The 20,204-nt window shown below is 38.5% G+C and carries 17 protein-coding genes and 1 tRNA gene; 7 read left to right on the top strand and 11 right to left on the bottom strand.

The window, feature by feature from the left end; genetic code table 11:
• Nucleotides 1-6: 6 nt before the first annotated feature.
• The 6 genes from BMY14_RS14275 to BMY14_RS14250 form a co-directional block, all read right to left on the bottom strand.
• Nucleotides 7-903 carry a branched-chain amino acid ABC transporter permease gene (locus BMY14_RS14275; protein WP_019553724.1) on the bottom strand — a complete coding sequence of 299 codons (897 nt, stop codon included), beginning with the start codon at nucleotides 901-903 and terminating at the stop codon, nucleotides 7-9.
• A gap of 454 nt (nucleotides 904-1,357) precedes the next feature.
• Nucleotides 1,358-2,530: an ABC transporter substrate-binding protein gene (locus tag BMY14_RS14270; RefSeq protein ID WP_091833149.1), complete on the bottom strand. Its 1,173-nt coding sequence runs from the start codon at nucleotides 2,528-2,530 to the stop codon at nucleotides 1,358-1,360.
• A 286-nt stretch (nucleotides 2,531-2,816) separates the two neighbouring features.
• Nucleotides 2,817-3,986, bottom strand: coding sequence for an ABC transporter substrate-binding protein (locus BMY14_RS14265; protein WP_019555492.1), 1,170 nt, complete (start codon nucleotides 3,984-3,986; stop codon nucleotides 2,817-2,819).
• A 248-nt stretch (nucleotides 3,987-4,234) separates the two neighbouring features.
• Nucleotides 4,235-5,107 (bottom strand): Rossmann-like and DUF2520 domain-containing protein, encoded by an 873-nt coding sequence (locus tag BMY14_RS14260; RefSeq protein WP_091833146.1) that lies wholly within the window; start codon nucleotides 5,105-5,107, stop codon nucleotides 4,235-4,237.
• A gap of 90 nt (nucleotides 5,108-5,197) precedes the next feature.
• Nucleotides 5,198-8,092 (bottom strand): EAL domain-containing protein, encoded by a 2,895-nt coding sequence (locus BMY14_RS14255; RefSeq protein WP_091833144.1) that lies wholly within the window; start codon nucleotides 8,090-8,092, stop codon nucleotides 5,198-5,200.
• Nucleotides 8,093-8,441: 349 nt separating this feature from the next.
• Complete coding sequence (locus tag BMY14_RS14250; protein ID WP_019555489.1) at nucleotides 8,442-8,672, bottom strand: YgiT-type zinc finger protein; 231 nt, start codon at nucleotides 8,670-8,672, stop codon at nucleotides 8,442-8,444.
• Between the two features lie 218 nt (nucleotides 8,673-8,890).
• Here BMY14_RS14250 and BMY14_RS14245 point away from each other — a divergent pair, with 218 nt between their 5' ends.
• On the top strand, nucleotides 8,891-10,519 hold the full coding sequence (locus BMY14_RS14245) for an IS1182 family transposase (protein ID WP_091833141.1): 1,629 nt from the start codon (nucleotides 8,891-8,893) through the stop codon (nucleotides 10,517-10,519).
• 176 nt (nucleotides 10,520-10,695) lie between these two features.
• Here BMY14_RS14245 and BMY14_RS14240 read toward each other — a convergent pair.
• A tRNA-Gln gene (locus tag BMY14_RS14240) sits at nucleotides 10,696-10,771 on the bottom strand.
• Nucleotides 10,772-10,933: 162 nt separating this feature from the next.
• On the opposite strand from BMY14_RS14240, the gene BMY14_RS14235 reads away from it, so the two are divergent.
• The 6 genes from BMY14_RS14235 (at nucleotide 10,934) to BMY14_RS14210 (ending at nucleotide 16,061) form a co-directional block, all read left to right on the top strand.
• Nucleotides 10,934-12,034, top strand: a complete 1,101-nt coding sequence (locus tag BMY14_RS14235) for a hypothetical protein (RefSeq protein ID WP_091833138.1) — start codon at nucleotides 10,934-10,936, stop codon at nucleotides 12,032-12,034.
• A gap of 147 nt (nucleotides 12,035-12,181) precedes the next feature.
• Nucleotides 12,182-12,658 carry a PTS sugar transporter subunit IIA gene (locus BMY14_RS14230; RefSeq protein ID WP_091833136.1) on the top strand — a complete coding sequence of 159 codons (477 nt, stop codon included), beginning with the start codon at nucleotides 12,182-12,184 and terminating at the stop codon, nucleotides 12,656-12,658.
• 221 nt (nucleotides 12,659-12,879) lie between these two features.
• Nucleotides 12,880-14,058: an LCP family protein gene (locus tag BMY14_RS14225; RefSeq protein WP_091833133.1), complete on the top strand. Its 1,179-nt coding sequence runs from the start codon at nucleotides 12,880-12,882 to the stop codon at nucleotides 14,056-14,058.
• A 205-nt stretch (nucleotides 14,059-14,263) separates the two neighbouring features.
• Nucleotides 14,264-15,208 carry an NAD(P)/FAD-dependent oxidoreductase gene (locus BMY14_RS14220; protein ID WP_177177609.1) on the top strand — a complete coding sequence of 315 codons (945 nt, stop codon included), beginning with the start codon at nucleotides 14,264-14,266 and terminating at the stop codon, nucleotides 15,206-15,208.
• A gap of 1 nt (nucleotide 15,209) precedes the next feature.
• Nucleotides 15,210-15,443, top strand: a complete 234-nt coding sequence (locus tag BMY14_RS14215) for a glutaredoxin domain-containing protein (protein WP_019555484.1) — start codon at nucleotides 15,210-15,212, stop codon at nucleotides 15,441-15,443.
• Nucleotides 15,444-15,515: 72 nt separating this feature from the next.
• Nucleotides 15,516-16,061, top strand: a complete 546-nt coding sequence (locus BMY14_RS14210; RefSeq protein WP_019555483.1) for a glutathione peroxidase — start codon at nucleotides 15,516-15,518, stop codon at nucleotides 16,059-16,061.
• Between the two features lie 68 nt (nucleotides 16,062-16,129).
• Here BMY14_RS14210 and BMY14_RS21215 read toward each other — a convergent pair whose 3' ends face one another.
• The 4 genes from BMY14_RS21215 to BMY14_RS14190 all read right to left on the bottom strand — a co-directional run bounded on the left by BMY14_RS21215 (nucleotide 16,130) and on the right by BMY14_RS14190 (nucleotide 20,008).
• Nucleotides 16,130-16,600, bottom strand: a complete 471-nt coding sequence (locus BMY14_RS21215; protein ID WP_407635989.1) for a methyl-accepting chemotaxis protein — start codon at nucleotides 16,598-16,600, stop codon at nucleotides 16,130-16,132.
• Nucleotides 16,601-17,216: 616 nt separating this feature from the next.
• A complete protein-coding gene (gene bioA, locus BMY14_RS14200) occupies nucleotides 17,217-18,593 on the bottom strand; it encodes an adenosylmethionine--8-amino-7-oxononanoate transaminase (protein WP_091833127.1) in 1,377 nt (458 codons plus the stop codon).
• A 12-nt stretch (nucleotides 18,594-18,605) separates the two neighbouring features.
• Nucleotides 18,606-19,331 (bottom strand): dethiobiotin synthase, encoded by a 726-nt coding sequence (gene bioD, locus BMY14_RS14195; RefSeq protein ID WP_091833124.1) that lies wholly within the window; start codon nucleotides 19,329-19,331, stop codon nucleotides 18,606-18,608.
• Nucleotides 19,332-19,423: 92 nt separating this feature from the next.
• Nucleotides 19,424-20,008, bottom strand: coding sequence for a biotin transporter BioY (locus BMY14_RS14190; protein ID WP_091833121.1), 585 nt, complete (start codon nucleotides 20,006-20,008; stop codon nucleotides 19,424-19,426).
• Nucleotides 20,009-20,204: the final 196 nt, after the last annotated feature.

The raw sequence follows: 20,204 nt of genomic DNA, 5'->3' as shown, positions 1-20,204 counted from the left end.
TGCCACCTACACTTTCTCGCGGGTATTCTTACCGAATAGACCCGAAGGTTTAAATAATAAAACAAGGATCAAGATGGCAAAAGCCGCCGCATCGCGGAAAGTCGAAGAAAGAAAACCACTAACCAGCGATTCAATAACACCCAAAATGACCCCGCCAGCCATAGCCCCCGGTATAATCCCAATGCCGCCAAGCACTGCAGCAATAAAAGCTTTGAGTCCCGGCATAATCCCCATAAGCGGATCAATTGAATTATAGTAAACACCCACTAAAACGCCACCGGCTGCCGCCAGCGCGGAACCAATACCAAACGTAATTGAAATAACACGATTGGCATCAATGCCCATAAGCTGTGCCGTTTCTGTATCAAAAGATACCGCACGCATGGCTTTGCCGATTTTTGTTTTTTGCACGATATACGTCAAAATCACCATTAAAATAGTCGTAATAACCAAGATCAAAATTTGCTGACTATTAACTACAAAGGGTCCCATATGATAAGTCACCGATTCCATGACATTAGGAAAAGTCCTTGGCTGCGGTGATACAAAAAACATACTCGTATATTCCAAAAATAAAGATACACCAATTGCCGTAATTAATACAGAAACTTTCGGTGCATGACGAAGTGGTCTATAAGCAAGCCGTTCGATAAGCATACCCAAAAGCCCTGTAACCACCATAGAAATAATCAAAGCTGGCAATACCGGTAAATGCAGCATGGATGTGGCAAAAAAGCCAATGTAGGCTCCCACCATATAAATATCACCATGTGCAAAGTTAATCAGTTTAATAATACCATAGACCATCGTATAGCCCAATGCAATAAGTGCATAAATACTTCCTAGCGATACACCATTAATGAGCTGTTGAATCAACTGTTCGGAAAATGATGAAAAGTCCATTTTGTCTCCTCCATTCGTATTGTAATTCTGCGAAATCAAGCTTCGAACCTTGTTCAGCCTAAAAATAAACGAAAAACCTTCAGCCATCGTTGGCCAAAGGTTCAACTGTCCCCGTCCACGCCATTTTTAAAGGCTGCTCACCATTGAGTCGTAAAGCTTCAATTACCTGCAAATTCATACTATCAACTTACACTATCTAACATTATAGTGTTACATTGTATACCTGTCAATAACATGGAATATATTTTTCTTTTTTAGCAGAACACCTGTCGTTTTGCATGGTACTTGTGTTGCAAAATATCCATTTAACCCCTTTTTGTTTTATTCATTAAAATTTATTTGTCCATTTCAGAAGTACATATTGCTAAAAGAGATCGAAAAAAGAAAGAGACGGCTTAAGATTTTCTAAAGAACACTTTTGTCCAATCTCAAACGAGTCTCTTTCAGTATGGTCTTATTCTGGTTTTACTTTTTCTTTAAAAGTCTGCTTGCCGTTTTTAAATTCAATGACAACCGCATCTTTTATGGCATCATGCTTTTCATCCAAAGTAATCATGCCCGATACACCAGCAAAATCTTTTGTTTTAGCCATTTCATCCTTTATTTTCACTGTATCAACCGAACCAGCTCTTTCGATTGCTTTGATAATCATCATCGTTGCATCATAGGAAAGAACAGCAAAAGAATCTGGAACCTGTCCGTATTCAGCTTTGTAGGTTGCAACAAAATCCTGGATAGCCGGACTTTGATCATCGGGAGAATAATGATTTGCAAAAAATGTATTATTTAGCGCATCAGTGCCAGCAATTTCCGGTAATTTTTCACTATCCCAGCCATCACCACCCAAAATAGCAGCGTTAATGCCAATTTCACGAGCTTGTTTTACAATCATACCAACTTCTTGATAATACCCCGGAACGAATAAAATATCAGGATTGCTGGATTTAATTTTAGTCAATGTTGACTTAAAATCTGTATCCTTAGCCAAATACGCTTCTTCTGACACAATCTGACCACCATTTTTAATGAAAGTTTCTTTAAAGAACTGTCCGAGCCCTTTTGCATAGTCACTAGATGTATCAATATAAATTGCCGCGCTCTTTCCCTTAAGTGATTTGGAAGCAAAATTTGCCATAACCGCTCCCTGGAAAGGATCAATAAACGATGCTCTAAATAAATAATCGCGAACCTTTCCAGTGTCTGGATCAACCGTCACTTTAGGATTGGATGCCGTTGGGCTGATTGCCAGTACCTTTCCATCATTATTGACCTGTGCTCCAGCTATAACGCTCGACGATGCAATCGGGGCAATAATTGCTGCTACTTTATCCTGTGAAATCAATTTTTGCATTGAATTTGCCGCTTCTGCTGCTTCACTCTTATTATCAGCGACCACAAGTTCAAGTTTTTTGCCAAGGACCCCGCCTTTTTCATTGGCTTGCTTAATGGCAAGTTTCGCTCCATTCGTAGCCGACTGACCAAAAGTCGCATTTGAGCCGGTCATTTCAAGATTTGCCCCAATTTTAATTGTATCACTGTTTTGATCCCCACACCCAGTGGCAAAGGCAGTAAGCATACCGATTGCAGTTACTGCACAAATTAATTTTTTACTTTTCTGAAATATCATGATTTCCCTCCTGTTATGTATTTTTTGCAAAACTACCTCAATTGAGATTTGCTGCGTAGCACAGGAAACTATGTAAAGCTGATACGCATCTGATTCAACATAGATAATTGTAAATTCACACTTAACTATTGTCAATTACTTTTTTCTATTCCCATCAACCTTATGTCCTCTTCAAAAATATATAATGTTTATTTTTGTACATATATATGGGATGCACATAAAAAAACTCCAGGCAATGTTTTCAGCAACATTGCCTGGAGTTTTATAACGCCGTTTATTTATAAGACTATTCTTTTGGTGTAATTTTTTCTTTTAAGATTTTTTCACCATTTTTCATTTCAAGGATAACCGCACTCTTTATCGGATCATGATTTTTATCGATCGTAATCGTCCCCGTAGCTACCTGCAAATCTTTTGTTTCTTCTAAAGCTTTGCGGATTTTTTCCGGATCATCACTGCCAGCACGTTTAATGGCATCAATCAACATTTTACCAGCATCATAGCCTAAAGCAGCAAATACGTTTGCATCTTTATTATATTCTGCTTTAAATGCTTCAACAAATCCCTGCACTTCTTTATCTTGAGCTGAATAATGTGTACTGAAGAAGGTATTATCCAGTGATGCTGCGCCTGCTATCTCAACAAGTTTTGCATCATCCCAGCCATCTGTTCCAAGCATTGGAACCGTAATGCCAAGTTCACGAGCCTGTTTAACAATCTTCCCCACTTCTTCATAATAAGCCGGAACAAAAATCACATCTGCATTGGCAGCTTTAATCTTTGTAAGGGTGGATTTAAAATCCTGATCTTTTTGCAAAAAGGCTTCTTCAATTAATACTTTCCCACCAGCAGCCTCAAATTTTTCTTTGAATACCTGCCCTAAGCTCTTCGAATAGTCAGAACTCGAATCTATAAACACAGCAGCTGTTTTTGCCTTCAAAGTTTTTGAAGCAAACGTGGCCATAACATCACCTTGCAGCGGATCAATAAAACAGCTGCGGAAAATAAATGGTTTCACTTGTCCATTTTCCACGGTAATTTTAGGGCTTGTCCCTGTTGGTGCAATCAATGGAATCTTATTATCCGATGCAATCTGCGTCGTTGCCAAAACATTTGAAGTAGTTGCCGGACCGACTAGAACTTTGACTTTATCTGTTGAAATAAGTTTTGTTGCTGCATTTGCTGCTTCAGATGCTTCTGATTTATTATCAGCAACAATCAAATTAATTTTTTTACCATTAATGCCGCCCGCGTCATTCGCTTGTTTTATGGCAAGTTTTAAACCATCCAGCGCCATGCCGCCATAGTTGGCCACATTACCAGTAATTTCAAAATTCGCCCCAATGTTTATTTCGTTGCTTTTTTCTTCACTGCCACAGCCTGCAAACAAAGCACCCATCATCGACATCCCCAAGACGATACTTGTCATAGCTAAACATTTTTTGCTTAAGTTCATACGCTATTCCCCCTATTTTAGTAAAAGAATTAAATAATTCCTCAGTATATAAACCACGGTGCTTCGTACAGCACCTTCCGTCTAAGTTCATATGCTAATGGAGACTATTATAGTTTACATCTTTACAATAGTCAATAGGATGTGTGTTATTTTTATATTTATTTTAATCTGAAATCAGCGCTTTTATAGCGTCACCAGTGGACATTACTATTTTATTTTTATTACATGGCTGTGAAGAATAACTTTAGTCACCCCAAATGGCTAAAACATTGCTCCAACTCAACGATTTGTTCAGGTGCTAAAGTATGGCGCTGCTTTGCCATCGCTAACGTGTACTTGCCAAGTTCGCGATAAAGTTGGGCTTGACTTGGAACCCGCGCATCGATTTGTTGCAGTTGCTGCGTGATTGTTCCGACATCACCGCGCACAATCGGACCCGTGAGGGCCTGTAATGTCCCGTATGTTTCAATATTGGTCAAAGTTCCCTGCAAAATCGGGTGTAAGGCTTTTATTGCCTTCGTTTCATCAACCCCAAACGTTTTCATCAACGTTACTGTACTGTGCAATAATGCTGTTAAATAATTGGACGCCATACAGGCTGCCGCGTGGTAAAGTGCTCGATCTTCGGGAGGCACATACATACAAATTCCGTTGAGTTTTCCCACAAACTCCTTTGCTTTTACAAGTGCTTGTTCATCGCCGTCGATTGCAAAATAAGAACTGCCTAAATTCTTTAGACCTGCTTCAATACTGGAAAAAGACTGCAATGGGTGTATCGATCCAACAGCAACACCAAACGATCTTAGACCCGCCAATATTTCAGCACTTTGTGAACCGCAAACATGAAAAACGATTTGGCCATCCCGCATTTCACCCGAAATTTTGAGTAAATTTACTACATTCTTTATCTCACGATCCGGCGTAGCAATCAATATAATATCGACTTCTCGAGCAACAAGTGCTGTATCACGACAAAACAAAATACCAATCCGATCCGCTAATATTTTAGCGGAATCACTGCCCCCCCCTGACACAGCACAAACATTAATCCCCTCTCGCTGTAAAGCAATCGCTAAAACGGACCCGACTTTCCCTGCACCAATAATACCAACTTTATTCATTACAATTTACAACCTCCTGGTATGTCTTATGTTACCGTAAGTAAAATAAACAAGAAGAATCTCTACCATACGCTTGTCAAATGAGGGCAGTTAAAACATCGCTAATTGTTCTTCCATAAATTCTTTGAATTTAGCTTGCGGCATTGGTCTGGCATACAAAAAACCCTGAGCAAACAAACAATTAACACTCAGCAGCATATTCGCCTGTTCCTTCGTTTCCACACCTTCACAGATCACCTGCATCTTGAGTTTATGCCCCATTTCAATAATTTTTTCTAATATATCACGCGTTCGTGCTGAATCTTCCGATGCAGCTAAAAAACTGCGGTCCAGTTTCAATACATCAAGCGAAATTGCATTTAAAAGCATCAATGAGGAATATCCTGAACCAAAATCATCCATAGAAGTTAAAAAGCCTAAATTTTTTACAGCCGCAAAAATCGCTTTGCTTTCGGCAACATCTTGTAAATCGGCAAAAGCCGTTTCCGTAAGTTCCAATTCAATACTCCCTGCTGGAATATTGTAGCGTTGAACCAGTTTTTTCAGTTTTTTCAAATAGTCTTTTTCAGAAAGATGCAGTCTGGACTGATTCACAGAAATCGGTACAACATGCTGCCCCGCAATAAGTTGTTCATTTATAAATTTACAAACTTCTTCCAGAACATAAAAATCAAGCTGGATAATAAACCCATTATCTTCAAAAACACCAATAAATTGTGCCGGATTCAAAAAACCATTATGGCTACTGTTCCAACGGACTAATGCTTCCGCCCCCATCATGTGATTATTTTGCATATTAAATTTAGGTTGATAATAAACTTCAAATTCAGCATTTTGCAGAGCTTGTTCCATATGATTTTCAATTTCTCTATGCAATATCAATTCTGCTTTGATTCGTTCATCAAAAAACATAAACGAATTAGCACTATTTTTCACTTCATAACAAGCTGTTTCCGCATAATCAATCGCTTCTGTAATGGGCATCTTATTGTCCTGTAGCAGATAAATACCAAGTTTGACACTAAGACGGATAAAAGTATTTGGATCTTCATAGACACTAAACTGCTGCTCCAATACTTTGATATCGGATTCAAATATTTCTCTGTTTTCATAAACCAACAAACATATAAAATGTGCACCTTGGGACCGCACCGCAATATGATCTTCACTTTCTTTACGTCGTAAGACAATCCCGATATGGCGTAAAATTTTCTTACCCAGTTCCCGTCCGTAGCACTCATTTATAACGTCAAAACGATTGATGTCAAAAGAAATCACAGCATACTTTTTCCCTATATTCTCACGAATCAGCGTTGGCATGTTTTCTTCAAACCAACGCAAATTTTTCAAACCTGTTAATTCATCATCATAAGCAAGTTTATTTACATGCGCTAAATGTTCTTTGCGCATATATAAAAGCCCCAATAAAAGCAAAATCACCGTTCCAAAAAACAAAACACTACCCACGATAATTTGTACAGGATTTTCATACACATAATCAAGCATTGTCATTTTCCGTTTTGCGAGTAAAGTATTATTATTGATAATATGTGACACTTGTGCCAAGCCAAGATGGTTGATTTCTCTATTTAGCAGTTTGATTAAAATCGGATTTTGGTCAATATTAATGCCCATACTAACCTTATGGGAAAACTCTGGATTCAATGTGGCTTGCAAATTACGATATTTGCTTTCACTTAAGATTTCCTGGGCCGTATAACTGTTTAAATAGGTCACATCAGCCCGTCCCGTTTCAACAGCATCCAGACAATCTTCCAGCGTTGGATAATATTGAATATCATCCTTAGCATAGTTTTTATCCACGTAAATCTGATTGAAAAAGCGTCCTTCCTGACAGGCCACTTTAGGTTTGTCCGTTAGGTATCCTCTTTTACTTAAAGCGGTATATTGCAATTCCAAATAAGGAAAGGTAATCTTAATACCGCTATGTTCTGCTATTCCATAGTCTTGAATAAAATCGCAAATGATATCTGCTTTCCCCTGCTGTAAAAGCTCAACCGCTTCCACTTCATTTTTTGCTTGAATATAAACAAGTGGAATCCCAATATCTTTGGAAAACCGTTTCATGAGATCACCAACGATTCCTTTGTGATCTGCATTGATAAAATACGAATACGGTCTCTGGTCTTGTGTGATAATTACCACTAATTTTTCTTTATCACGCAAATACGTTTTCTCTTCTGGCGATAAAATAAGCGCAGCGGGTCCGTTGGAAACATAATATTTTTGATAAAGCCTCGATTCAATTTGAGGATCATCCAGCCGAAGTTCCATCATAGCGTCATTCAATTCCTTCAGCAAACCTGCATCCCCTTTTTTTACTGCAGCATAAAAAGGCAGTGGTGCAAAACTAGCCACAATTCTTTCCGCATCGGAACGTCGCAGATTATTCAATCCAATTGCATTAATGTTTTCCATTTGCAGAGCTTCTATTAAAGACTTTTCATCTGGATATAACTTAGGGATAATACTAAATCCATGAGTTTTACTAAACTCTTCAAAAGCAGAATTACGAAAGCTGCCTTGCAGCATGCCAACCGTAAGACCATCCAAGCTATGATAATCATCACTTGTATACATATCATCAGCAGCCCGTACCGATAAAACTGCATAATTTAAACCAAATGAAGCTTCCGAAAAATCATATTCCCTGCGACGTACTGGGGAATCAGCAAGTCCTATCAGCAAATCAATCTGTCCTGATTTTAATCGAACCAACGAGTCGGCCCAGGTACCTTCAATATATTCATATTTCCAACCAGCATAATCTGCTAGTTCCTGAAGATATTCATACCCATAACCACTACGATATCCATTCGCGTCGTAATTCATATAACCACTCAATGGAACATATCCCACACGAACCGTTCGAATGGATGCAGCACAGGCAAAATTAGGCAGGCAAAAAATGAAACTAAATAAAAGAACTGTCACAACCAAATATTTTTGTTTGAAACAAACCATCTTTCAGCCCTCCTTATAATTCCAGCCATATACGCTTAATCATTTCAAAAAAAGATTGTAAGGATGCATTTCGCTACCCTAAAAGCTTCGATTTTCTGAACCTAAGACCTGCTAAATAAAAGCATTCTTAAAAATTTTATTTTTCATAAAAAAACACTAGACTATTTGTTATTCTTTGTATATAATGAATTTGCTGTTACGTTAAGTAACTTACTCAAAAGCAATTATTTTATTTTATTTTATTTTTGACTAAGCCATTGTGCTTGGTCTTTTTTTTGCCTGTATTTATATAAAAAAATGGATTTACTACCGATCCGCATAGTAAATCCATTTAAATCAAAACTTTATATTAAGCAACCTGCTTTAGATAATCAATTACGAGAACAGACACCGCTGAATCTTTGACTGTTTCGACAAGTGCTGCGAGTCGTTTCGCTACAACATCACTATAACTAATATGTCCACATTGGATACAAACAAACGATGGTACATTTTTTACAATCACCATACACGGTTCCAAATCGACCATAAAGGTGGTTTCCCTACTCATCAACCGGCTTTTGCATACATAACAATTCACATGTATCCCCTCCATGTTCTTTCTTCAGAAAAATGTTTGAACCCTCTATGTGTGTAGTTAGTTCATTATAGCATACGCATTTCGATAAAAGCAGAAAAGAATAAAATTTAACAACAAAAAGGGGCTGTCGCACGTTGCAAAAACGTACGGCAGCTTTTTTTTGCAAAAAAAGAACTCCCAGGCTTTTAATCGTCTGAGAGTACGTGTAAAATTTAAGTATGCAAAAACCAAATATTACACAAAAAGATTATACAACTTTTGGGAGTTCTTATCAATTGCATCTTCCATTAAATATTGAATTTAAAATTCCAAAGGATGACCCAGTCCGCCTACTTCGCTACTTTGTTGAAGGGATGGATTTATCAGAGCTTTACCGTACATATTCTCATATCGAGAAAAATCAGGCGACGCCACGGCAGATACTGGAAATCCTTATCTATGCTCACATGAACTGTATTCGCAGTTCCCGCAAAATAGAGCAGGCCTGTAGACGAGACATCAATTTCATGTTTCTTCTTGAGGGTAAGCACGCTCCAGATCATGCGACGATTGCCAGATTTCGTTCGATTCATCTGGCCTCTTGTGCAAAAGATATATTTGCACAGATGGACAGTCGCCTGGCCAGTTTGGGCGAGATTTCCCTGGAAAATATTTTTATTGATGGAACGAAAATAGAGGCTTTCGCTAACAAGTACAAATTCGTCTGGAAAAAATCTGTAACAAAGAACATGCAAAAGCTTGTGGATAAAATTCCTGTTTTCATCAAGCAGGTTGAAGAAACTTTCGGTATTCATGCCATACATGAGAAAGAAATCCAGATGTATCATTTGAAGCGCCTTCGCCGCAAATTGAAAAGTCTTCAACGGCAGGAAAGTATCCACTTCGTTCATGGCATAGGAAAAAGAAAATCACCGCTACAGAAAGCCATGGAGACTCTCGACGAATATATCCGTCGGCTCAAAGATTATGTCTACAAACTCCATGTCTGCGGGAAACGTAACAGTTTTGCAAAAACAGAGCATGATGCCACTTTCATGCGAATGAAGGAAGATGCGATGAGGAACGGACAGCTCAAGCCAGCATATAACATCCAGTATGGTATTGATGCCGAATATGTGGTGTGGGTGACGGTTGGCTCACAGCTGACAGATACGACGACACTTCTTCCGTTTCTTCAAGATTTTAAGGCACATTTCTCTCAAAAATACCTCAATGTTATCGCAGATGCTGGTTATGAGAGTGAGGAAAATTATCTGTATCTTGAGCAGCATGGACAAATAGCATATATCAAGCCGAACAACTATGAAATGAGCAAACAGCGAAAATATCAGAAAGATATCGGTCGTAGAGAAAACATGGAATACAATGCGGATGAAGATTTTTATGTCTGTGCCAATGGTAAGAAAATCAGCGTAAGCGGCGAACGAAAACAGAAAACCAAAACAGGCTATGAAACATGGAAGACGCAATATTCGTGTGAAAATTGTAGCAACTGCACATTAAAAGAACAGTGCATTCATGGGAATCGCAGCAAGACGCCCTTAGAAGCACGAACCAAACATTTTGAAATATCAAAGATTTTCCAGCAGAAACGGGCAGAAGATTTAGAACGCATTACGTCAAAGAAAGGGATTGAACTACGGGTGAATCGGAGCATTCAGTCGGAAGGAACCTTTGCAAATATAAAGGCCGACCTACAGTTTAGGCGTTTTCTTGGACGGGGAAAAGTAAATGCGTTAGTAGAAAGTATGTTGATGGCAATGGCACATAATATAGGAAAAATGCATCATAAAATACAGTCCAGCCGATCAGGACAGTATCTATTCCCTGTAAATAACGCAGCCTAAAAGAAAAGACGTACGAAAAACCCATTAATAGGTGGGCCGTTTTCGTGCGCCTTTTTTTATCCTTCAATATAAAAAATGACTTCAAACTGTTTTGTTTCGAAAAAAGGAGCCGCCGCAGAAATGAAAAATCACTTCATGCGACAGCCCCTTTTTATATAAAAACATAAATTTGCAAATGGCTGGGGTAGCTGGATTCGAACCAACGAATGCGGGATTCAGAATCCCGTGCCTTACCAGCTTGGCGATACCCCAAGTTGACATTTTTTTGCACTGTCAATGTTAAATATTATAATATTATTTTTTAAAAATGTCAACTTTTTTTTATTTTAGTCTCATTGTCCCATTTCATTAGATTTTGCTGTATAATTTTGTATAGCAACTAGATTAAAACAAGGTATAGGAGTTACTGCTTTTATGGAAGACATCATTTGGAAAGAAAAAATAGCACACCGGACAGCTAGAAGATCCTGGGAATTACTCGCTCTTATTGTTACTTTTTCTTTCTTACTCGGGGCTTGGGCTTGGTATTTTTTTATCTATATCAAAACACCAGAATACGCTTTGCATAATATTCAGTCAGCAATCGAATCTCACGATATCGGCGATTTTCGCAAATCCGTCAATCTGGACATTCTCTTACCAAAAGCATATGATGATCTGACTACAGATATGTTTAAAGATGATAAAACTTTACCACTTAAAACAAAAACGCTATTCGAAAATTTTTATATATTAATAAAACCCATGATTATATCTGGTATCCAAGATGATATCTCACAATATATCAATACAGGTCTTTGGAAAAAAAATGAAGAAAAAGGTTCTATTCTAAAAGGGCAGCAACTCGGTATTGATTTTGATGAATTCATTGAACGCTCAAATTTGCGAAATATCCAACTTAAGCAAATTGCCTCTATCCACAAGAATGGAAAAACCGCTATAGCTGAAATAAAGATCTGTGAAGAATATACTAAAACTGATTTTACTTTGCGCGCCAGATTAGAACAAGAAGCTAATGGGAACTGGCAGGTCGTTTACATTGAAAACTACAAAGATTTCTTAAATACCATTCAAACACTTCAGGAAAAAGACATCACCAACTATCTGCAGTCTACCCAAACTATTATCGACAGCCACAATAAAACGGGAAAAAAGCAGCAGGAAAAGTTCCACAATATCATGCAATTAGAGCACGCTGGCTTAACCGACTTACAACGTTTAAAGCTACAATCATTTATTGAGAGCGAAGTCATTCCTGATAATGAAGCACGCGATGCCGAGCTAAAAAGTGTTGCCATCCCACCGGGTGCTAAGCATCTTCATGCCTTACGACTACAAGTCGATGCACTCACTATAGCCTCCTGGAAAAATTTTCTTGATGGAATGATGCAAAATAATCAAAAACAGCTTGAAGAAGCCGAATCCTTACACAAAAAAGCTTTAGAAATTGATCAAAAAGTATCAATTATTATAAAACATGCCGCGACAAGTCGGGAATTAACAAAAATTTTATGAAATAATTTCGCTATAGGTATTAAAAAACGTATTAACAACCTCTCCCTGCTTCATTTCTGTTAATAAGTTAAAATTATTTAATTCAATACATAAACTAAAGGATGGTGAAAAAATAAAAATAAATTTATTTTATTTTTATTTTCTATTATGCAAAATGCAATCCAATCGACATTTCAGATAATTGCTCCAATTTCCGGAAAAACAATGGCTCTCAAAAATGTGCCTGATCCAGTCTTTGCCGACAAATTAACCGGTGACGGTCTCGCCATCATTGCTGATGGCGATTATGTACTCGCTCCTTGCGATGGAATTATTACTTTATTTTTTACAACAAAACATGCCTTTGCCATCACTGCGGACAATGGTATCCAAGTGCTCGTTCATGTGGGTCTTGATACCGTTATTTTAGATGGTCGTGGTTTTACGGCACTCCATATAACAGGCGATCGGGTAGTGACTGGTACGCCAATTCTAAAACTGGATCGCCCGTTCATTAAAGCAAAGGGAATGAATTTAATCACCCCTGTTTTAATTGTCAATTATGAAAAAGTGACTGAACTGAATGCTAAATCAAATTCCCTCGTTGAAGCCGGCAAAACACCCGTTATCGAATATATGCTATGATATTGCCGTTTCGAACCATTAAAAATGCCGTCTGCTGTGTGAACTATAAAAAACAGCTGGCGGCATTTTAGTGTACTTGCTTTTCATAAAATCTTCAGATAGGTCTGCCATGATAAGAAGAAGTGATCCTATAATTATATCAAAGCCTCCGACGATTGGTCATGAACAAAGCTGAAATTTCTTAAAATCAATATAAGTGCTTTACATAAAGGAGCTGTTTTATGAATTTAGAACCGCGTCGCAAGCAGCGACAAAAACGACACCTCAGCCATTGGGGAGTTTTTTTATTACTGGGTCTTTTTCTACTCGCCAGCATTGCTGGTGCTGCCTGCTATTTATTTGAACCAAATCAAAAAGCAAAAGTTTCACCAGATCGAATGGTAGCCTTGGATAAAATGAATATTATGATCATGGGGGTTGATAGCCGAGACGATGATGTCGGACGAAGTGATACCTTAATGGTGGCAACGGTCGACCCAAAAAATGAGAAAATTTCCTTATTATCTATTCCGCGTGATACCAGGGTAAAAATTTCCGGACATGGCTATGATAAAATAAATCACGCCTTTGCTTTTGGCGGACATGATTTATCAAAAAAAACCGTCGAAGATTTTTTAAATATACCGATCGATCATTATATTCTAATTGATATGCAGGCTTTCAAACGTATTATCAATGCCATTGGTGGTGTTGATATCAATGTCGAAAAACGTATGCATTATGAAGACCCTTGGGATGATGACGGTGGTCTTATCATCAATTTAGCCCCTGGACTCCAGCACATGGATGGTGATACGGCGATTGAATATGTACGGTTTCGTGATGAAGAGGGAGATATCGGACGAATTGGCAGGCAACAAAAGTTCATGAAAGCTGTTTTAGAAAAAATTTCTTCAACCGATATTATTACAAAACTGCCCGGAATTATTAAAGAAATAAGTTCAGCTGTAAAAACAGATCTATCCATCCCCAAGATGCTAAGTCTTGCTGGTATTTTAAAAACGGCCCATGAAAATCGCCTCACTGCTGAGATGGTTCCCGGGACGCCTTTATTTATTGATGATATAAGCTATTGGATTCCTAATATCTTAAAGCTCCGAGAAACCTTAGCGCAAACACTAGGAATTGATGTCACACCGCAAATGGCTGCTATCATGCGTCGAGAGGCCGAAGAGTATACTGCCTCCTTACCACAAATAACATCCGGTCCGGTCAGCCGCGACAAGCCCCTCAGCAACCCAGTGAATCCAAAAGAAGCCACACCTCCAGCAAAAACAACTTCTACTAAAGATGCAGAAACGAAACACCCTGCCATTACAAAACCAAGTCCACCAACCGGAGTGCCAAAAACAAATGAACCAACCAAACCATCTGTCCCACCTGTTCAAAAAATACAATAATCCGCTAACAAGCCTTATGAGCCAAAACCATATTGGTTCACAAGGCTTGTTTTCGTAAACAAGCAAATGGTAATATCTATGCTTGAAAAAAAATTTTTTTTATTGCAATAAAAAGCTTTTTTTTTTTGTCTTACTGATGTACAATGAAATAAAGGATATTTTATTTTTAGAAAGAATCTTTATTTATAAAAGGATGGTGACTTCATTGACAAAACCGAATAAAGAATTGGATTTGCTTATTATCGGCGGCGGAGTTGCTGGTTTGACTGCCGGAATGTATGCCGGACGCATGAATCTTAAAACCTTAATTCTAGAAAATGAATTGGTTGGCGGACAAATTGTAAATGCCCATGGCATTGAAAACTATCCCGGTTTTTTATCTATCAAAGGCAGTGAACTCGTTGAACGCATCCAAGAACAGGCCACGACAGCAAGAGCAGAGATTGATGAATTTGATACGATTCTTTCAGTTCAATTAACAGCTGCCGAAAAAATCATTGAGACGGAAACGACGATCTATAAACCACATGCTGTTATTATTACATCCGGTATGATGCGCCGCAAACTCCCGATTGCCGAAGAAAAAAAATTTCTCAGTCGCGGCATTCATTATTGTGAATTATGCGATGGCCATATGTACCAAAATAAAATTATCGCTGTCGTTGGTGGCGGCAATGCTGCTGTTGATGCGGCAAATTTCCTTGATAAATATGCGCAAAAGCTTTATATAATCCATCGTTCACCACAGCTTACAGCGGATCCAGTTTCACAGGATAAACTCTTAAAAAATCCAAAAGTTACCTGTTTTTTTAATACAAACATTTTAAAAGCCGAGGGTTCAACCTCACTTGAATCCATACTTTTGGAAGATAAAAATACGCATGAACAGCAAACGCTTAAAGTCGATGGTATTTTCGTCAATATTGGTGTTGTCCCGAACAGCCAGTTATTCAAAAATGATCTTACGATAGAAAAATCTTCCGGTCATATTATTGCCGGGGAAACTTGTGAAACCAATATACCCGGGGTTTTTGCCGCTGGCGATATCAGAACCAAACAAATACGCCAGCTTACAACGGCAGCAGCCGACGGAACCGTCGCTGCCTTATTAGCCGAAAAATATATCCAACAACAGAAAGAAGGAAAATAAAATGGTAAAAATTTATTCCACACCTGAATGTCCATGGTGCCATAAAGTAAAAAATTATTTAAAATCAAAAAATGTTGAATACCAGGATTTCAATGTCGAAGAGGATGATGCCGCCCGTGATGAACTTTATAAACTCACGAACGATCTCATCGTACCAGTAACCACAATCGATGGCAGCACCTATGTAACGAGCTTCGATAAAGCAAAACTGGATGAAATGATAGGTATCAACTAACTTCTTCCATAAGATGAAGCCCCTTACAAAGTACTATAGATGACAAAAAAATATATAAAAGGAGTATCTACTATGAGTATTTATGATTTTAAAGTAAAAACAATTAAAGGTCAGGAAAAAGATTTAAGCGATTACAAAGGTAAAGTCGTCATCATCGTCAACACCGCCAGCAAATGTGGATTTACTCCACAGTATGAAGAATTACAAGCGTTATATCTCAAATATAAAGATCAAGGTCTTGAAATATTAGGTTTCCCCAGCAATCAATTCGCTGAACAAGAACCTGGCACCAATGAAGAAGTACAGCAGTTCTGCAAAGTAAACTTTGGTGTAACCTTCCCCTTATTCGAAAAAGGTGACGTTCGTGGCGATCATGCCCAACCATTATTTAATTACTTAACTGCACAAGCACCATTTAAAGGCTTTGATGAATCCCATCCAGTAGCCAAAGGCCTGCTCAATGCACTTAACACAAAATTCCCTGAATTTTTAAAGGGAGATTCTATTAAATGGAATTTCACAAAATTCCTCATCAATAAAGATGGAGCTGTTGTCACTCGCTATGAACCAACAACTGTACCATCGGCTATGGCTGCAGATATTGAAAAACTATTATAAAACAGACAAAATAAAAAGAGCCGAAGCACACACTCTTTAGTGAGTGAGCGCTTCGGCTCTTTTTTATGTCATTTGAATTTTTTAACAAAAACTTCTAAATCATGAGCAGCATTACTCACATGGCCCAAATTTGCTGTAATTTCTTCTGTCGAAGCTGCTTGCTCTTCACTAATCGAACCCGTTGTTTCAATCGACCGAGAAATTCCGGTTACAGCAATATTCATTTCCTTTAAAATCTGTTGAATTTTTTCTGTGGCAGATTTAGATTGTTCCGCTAACTTACGGACCTCTTCAGCCACAACGGCAAACCCACGCCCCATCTCTCCGGCTCTAGCTGCTTCAATTGCAGCATTGAGTCCCAATAAGTTCGTCTGCTGGGCAATATTATTAATAAATTCAATAACTTTTATGGTTTCACTATTTTTTTCCATAAGAGTCGCGGCCTGTGTAATGGATTCCTGACCCGCATTTGCAAGCTCACTAGCACTATGGGCAACCTGCTCTACCGCTTCGTAAGCATTGCGAGTTGATTTTGCCATTTCTGCAACGGTTTCAATCAATTTTTCATTTTCAGCCATATCGACACCGGAACTGATCGTGCCAATAATTTCATTATTGATTCCACGGATCGGTGTAAAAATTGTCTTGATTGGCTTACCATATACTTCTTTATTAACATCCGCAAACGTCGTTTTATTGCCACGAATACAGTCCATTATCGTCGCTATATTCGTAACCGACTTGCCGGGAACCAGATCTATATCAAGATTGTCCCCCTTTTGATAATCAATATACTCTGTCAAATTACTTAAGCCGATCACCATATCTTCACGTGAAAGCGTATTTATATATGGCAGTACTACTTTAAAAGCGTTGAGAATTTCTTCATTTGTTTTAATAGTATCAGGATATTTCATTTTGCTCCTCCATCTACTTTATTCTATATAAAATAAATAATTATAGTTCTATCTGCTAGATTATTTCGACAAATTCAAAAGAAATACCTGCTAAAGAACTACGTAAAACAGTATAGTTCTTTTTAAAGAAATTTTATCACTAAAATACTATTATATTTTACAAATGTATTTTATAATAGCCAATTTGCAGCTTTGTGTTTGCTAATCGATAAAAAAGCAACTTTTCATTCGGTATACCTCAAAAATGTGCACCACCACCACTTGCAGCGGACTGTCCCAATTCTGTAATTTCTATAATAGCTCGTTTGGTAATATCCAACATAATTTTTATTTCTGCTTCCGTACTGCAAAGCGGCGGCATAAAGACAATAACATCCCCCACCGGGCGAATGAACAAACCGTGTTCACGTGCCTTCATACAAACAATGGCCCCCATTGTCTGTGTCCAGTCATACGGAATTTTTTTATCTTTATCCAGTATGAGTTCAATGCCCACAATCATACCACATTGACGAGCATCCCCCACATGCGGCAAACTCTTTATGCCCTGCAGCATTTCATCAATACAAGCAATTTTTGTCTTTAGCCCCTCAATAACACGGTCTTTGGCAAAAATTTCCAGACTAGCAATTCCAGCTGCACAGCCTAGTTGATTGGCTGTATAGGAGTGCCCATGGTAAAAGGTTTTTTTCTCAGCCATCGTCCCCAGAAAAGCATTATAAATTTCATCTGTCGCCAGCGTTGCTGCCAAAGGCAGATACCCACCCGTAATCCCCTTTGATACACACATCAGATCAGGACTGACTTCTTCATGCTCACAGGCAAACATTCGTCCAGTTCTGCCAAATCCCGTAGCAACTTCATCGGCAATAAGCAAGACATCATATTCTTTTGTCAGACGCCGAACCCCGCTTAAATAACCCCTGGGTGACATCAGCATGCCCGCTGCCGCCTGGACCAGAGGTTCAATGATAAGACCAGCAATCTCTTTATGATGCTCTTTCAGTAACGTTTCCAGTGCATTCAAACAATACTCTGTAAATTCAGCTTCATTTTTCATAGAACTATGATAAAAAGAAGGCGATGGTATATGGTACGGTTCAAATAAAAGCGGTTGGAAAATGCGATGAAACAAATCAACCCCACCAACACTTACGCTGCCAATCGTATCACCATGGTACGCATTATCCAGCGCAATAAAACGTGTTTTTTCTCGTTTGCCTCGATGCTGCCAGTATTGAAACGCCATTTTGAGTGCTACTTCGACAGCCGTAGCACCATCATCTGAATAAAAAACTTTTTTGAGACCCTCCGGTGCTGCTTCGACTAACATTTCTGCCAGTATCGAAGCTGGTATATTCGCTAAACCTAAAGCCGTTGTATGTGCGGTTTTCCCGAGCTGTTCGATGATTGCCTGATTGATTTCAGGGCGCTGATGGCCATGTATGTTGACCCATAAAGACGATACACCGTCATAATATGTGTTCCCTTCCGTATCATAAAGTGTAATACCTTTAGCTGATGTGATAACGGTTTGCGGTGATTCAACCCATTCTTGCATTTGGGTAAATGGATGCCATATGTATTGTTTATCTTTTGCTTCGATTGTATTCATCTTTTTCCATCCTTATCCGATAATTTGTAAAATAGCTTCGATTAATAAATTTTGTTCCGCAATAGCGGCCAGATTATCCGTACAATTTTTAATGACGCTAAGCTCTTTCGAAGCTGGCATTCGCCCAAGTATTGGCAGCTGTGTTAACTGTTTAATATATTCTATATTGCTTGCTTCTAAAATACCGGCATGTTCTGCATCCCACATATTAAAAATAACCCCGTCAAGCCGAACTTGATGTTGCTTCGCATATTCATACGTCAAAACAATATGATTAATACTTCCAAGCCCTGGTTTTGCGACGATCAGAGCTGGTAATTGCAGCCGCTGCATAAGGTTTACAATAAGATACTCCTGCCACAGCGGTGCTGTTATGCCACCTACCCCTTCTACCAGCACAATATCATATTGTTTCGCATTTTCCAGCAAATTTTCAATTATTTTTTCCATATCAATCTGAATTGAAGTTACTCTGGCTGCAACAGCGGGCGTCAATGCAGGCTCCAGGCATACTTCATTTACTTCCAGGCGCCGCTCCTCGCCAATACCTGCCGCCTGCATAAGAAAGCTCGCATCTTCTGATAAGAGCCGCCCCTCCGGTGTTAAAATGCCCCCTGATGCCAATGGCTTAAACACGCCAACATTTTTACCCCGGGCTTTTAATGCCGCCGCAATAGCCCCGGTAATCATTGTTTTTCCAATTTCTGTATCAGTTGCTGTAATAAATAAACCTTTCATTTTAAATCCATCTCCCTGATCCTTGAATGTAGAAACTATTATAAATATGCTATGTTAAATTTAAATATTGTACCCGGCAATCACAATTTCCATTATCCTTCTGCTCGAAAAGATTCTTGGTTTGTCCCATAACCCGCGCGGCGGATAACCGGAATAATTTTCACTGCAATCAGAGCAATCAAAGCACTTTGCAGCACATCAAAGGTAACGTAAGGAATAAATCCGACCATAAGAGCAGACCATATGCTCATATCTTTTTGCAAATAAAAATTAACAACAAGGTATAAATAACCGACGCCGCATACATAATCCACTATGAGTCCTAAAACAATAATCCCAAATATCGGCCAAAATTTAATTTGGCCCTTATGCTCACTAAAGAACCCCACGAAATAAGCACAAGCGGCAAAACCGATCAGATAACCAAACGTCGGCTGCAATAAATAAGTCAGACCGCCGCCATTGGCAAAAATCGGTATACCGATTAACCCAATAAAAATATATAGAAGTTGTGAATACAAGGCGTGGCGAGACCCCAGCAACAAGCCTGCAAACGTGCAAAATAAAAATTGCAGCGTAAATGGAACCATTGGTGTCGGTATTTTAATAAAAGCCCCAATAGCGGTTAATGCCGCAAACAATGAAATAAGTATCATGTCACGAGTACCGATTTTCATAATTGAAATCCTCCTTTGTTTATGAGATGCTTATAAACATAATTTTCAATAACACAATAATGGTAAACCAATTAATTTAATACAGTTAACCATTGTTGTAAAAATTTTTGCTTGTTTTCACCCCTTTTTTCACAAATAAAATGAATCCACAACAAACTCTATTATAGAAATAAGCTTTCGCATTGTCAACCGTAAA

The sequence above is a fragment of the Propionispira arboris genome (genome assembly GCF_900109225.1).
GTDB lineage: Bacteria > Bacillota > Negativicutes > Selenomonadales > Selenomonadaceae > Propionispira > Propionispira arboris.
This window is presented reverse-complemented; position numbering and strand designations above follow the sequence as displayed.

Excerpts from the sequence above, each read along its gene's own strand:
- BMY14_RS14265 (WP_019555492.1), bottom strand. The coding sequence starts at position 3,986 with ATGAACTTAAGCAAAAAATGTTTAGCTATGACAAGTATCGTCTTGGGG.
- BMY14_RS14190 (WP_091833121.1), bottom strand. The coding sequence starts at position 20,008 with ATGAAAATCGGTACTCGTGACATGATACTTATTTCATTGTTTGCGGCA.
- bioD (WP_091833124.1), bottom strand. The coding sequence starts at position 19,331 with ATGAAAGGTTTATTTATTACAGCAACTGATACAGAAATTGGAAAAACA.
- BMY14_RS14275 (WP_019553724.1), bottom strand. The coding sequence starts at position 903 with ATGGACTTTTCATCATTTTCCGAACAGTTGATTCAACAGCTCATTAAT.
- BMY14_RS14270 (WP_091833149.1), bottom strand. The coding sequence starts at position 2,530 with ATGATATTTCAGAAAAGTAAAAAATTAATTTGTGCAGTAACTGCAATC.
- BMY14_RS14255 (WP_091833144.1), bottom strand. The coding sequence starts at position 8,092 with ATGGTTTGTTTCAAACAAAAATATTTGGTTGTGACAGTTCTTTTATTT.
- BMY14_RS14225 (WP_091833133.1), top strand. The coding sequence starts at position 12,880 with ATGAATTTAGAACCGCGTCGCAAGCAGCGACAAAAACGACACCTCAGC.
- BMY14_RS14260 (WP_091833146.1), bottom strand. The coding sequence starts at position 5,107 with ATGAATAAAGTTGGTATTATTGGTGCAGGGAAAGTCGGGTCCGTTTTA.
- BMY14_RS21215 (WP_407635989.1), bottom strand. The coding sequence starts at position 16,600 with ATGGCAAAATCAACTCGCAATGCTTACGAAGCGGTAGAGCAGGTTGCC.
- BMY14_RS14245 (WP_091833141.1), top strand. The coding sequence starts at position 8,891 with ATGCAAAAACCAAATATTACACAAAAAGATTATACAACTTTTGGGAGT.
- BMY14_RS14230 (WP_091833136.1), top strand. The coding sequence starts at position 12,182 with ATGCAAAATGCAATCCAATCGACATTTCAGATAATTGCTCCAATTTCC.
- BMY14_RS14235 (WP_091833138.1), top strand. The coding sequence starts at position 10,934 with ATGGAAGACATCATTTGGAAAGAAAAAATAGCACACCGGACAGCTAGA.
- bioA (WP_091833127.1), bottom strand. The coding sequence starts at position 18,593 with ATGAATACAATCGAAGCAAAAGATAAACAATACATATGGCATCCATTT.
- BMY14_RS14215 (WP_019555484.1), top strand. The coding sequence starts at position 15,210 with ATGGTAAAAATTTATTCCACACCTGAATGTCCATGGTGCCATAAAGTA.
- BMY14_RS14210 (WP_019555483.1), top strand. The coding sequence starts at position 15,516 with ATGAGTATTTATGATTTTAAAGTAAAAACAATTAAAGGTCAGGAAAAA.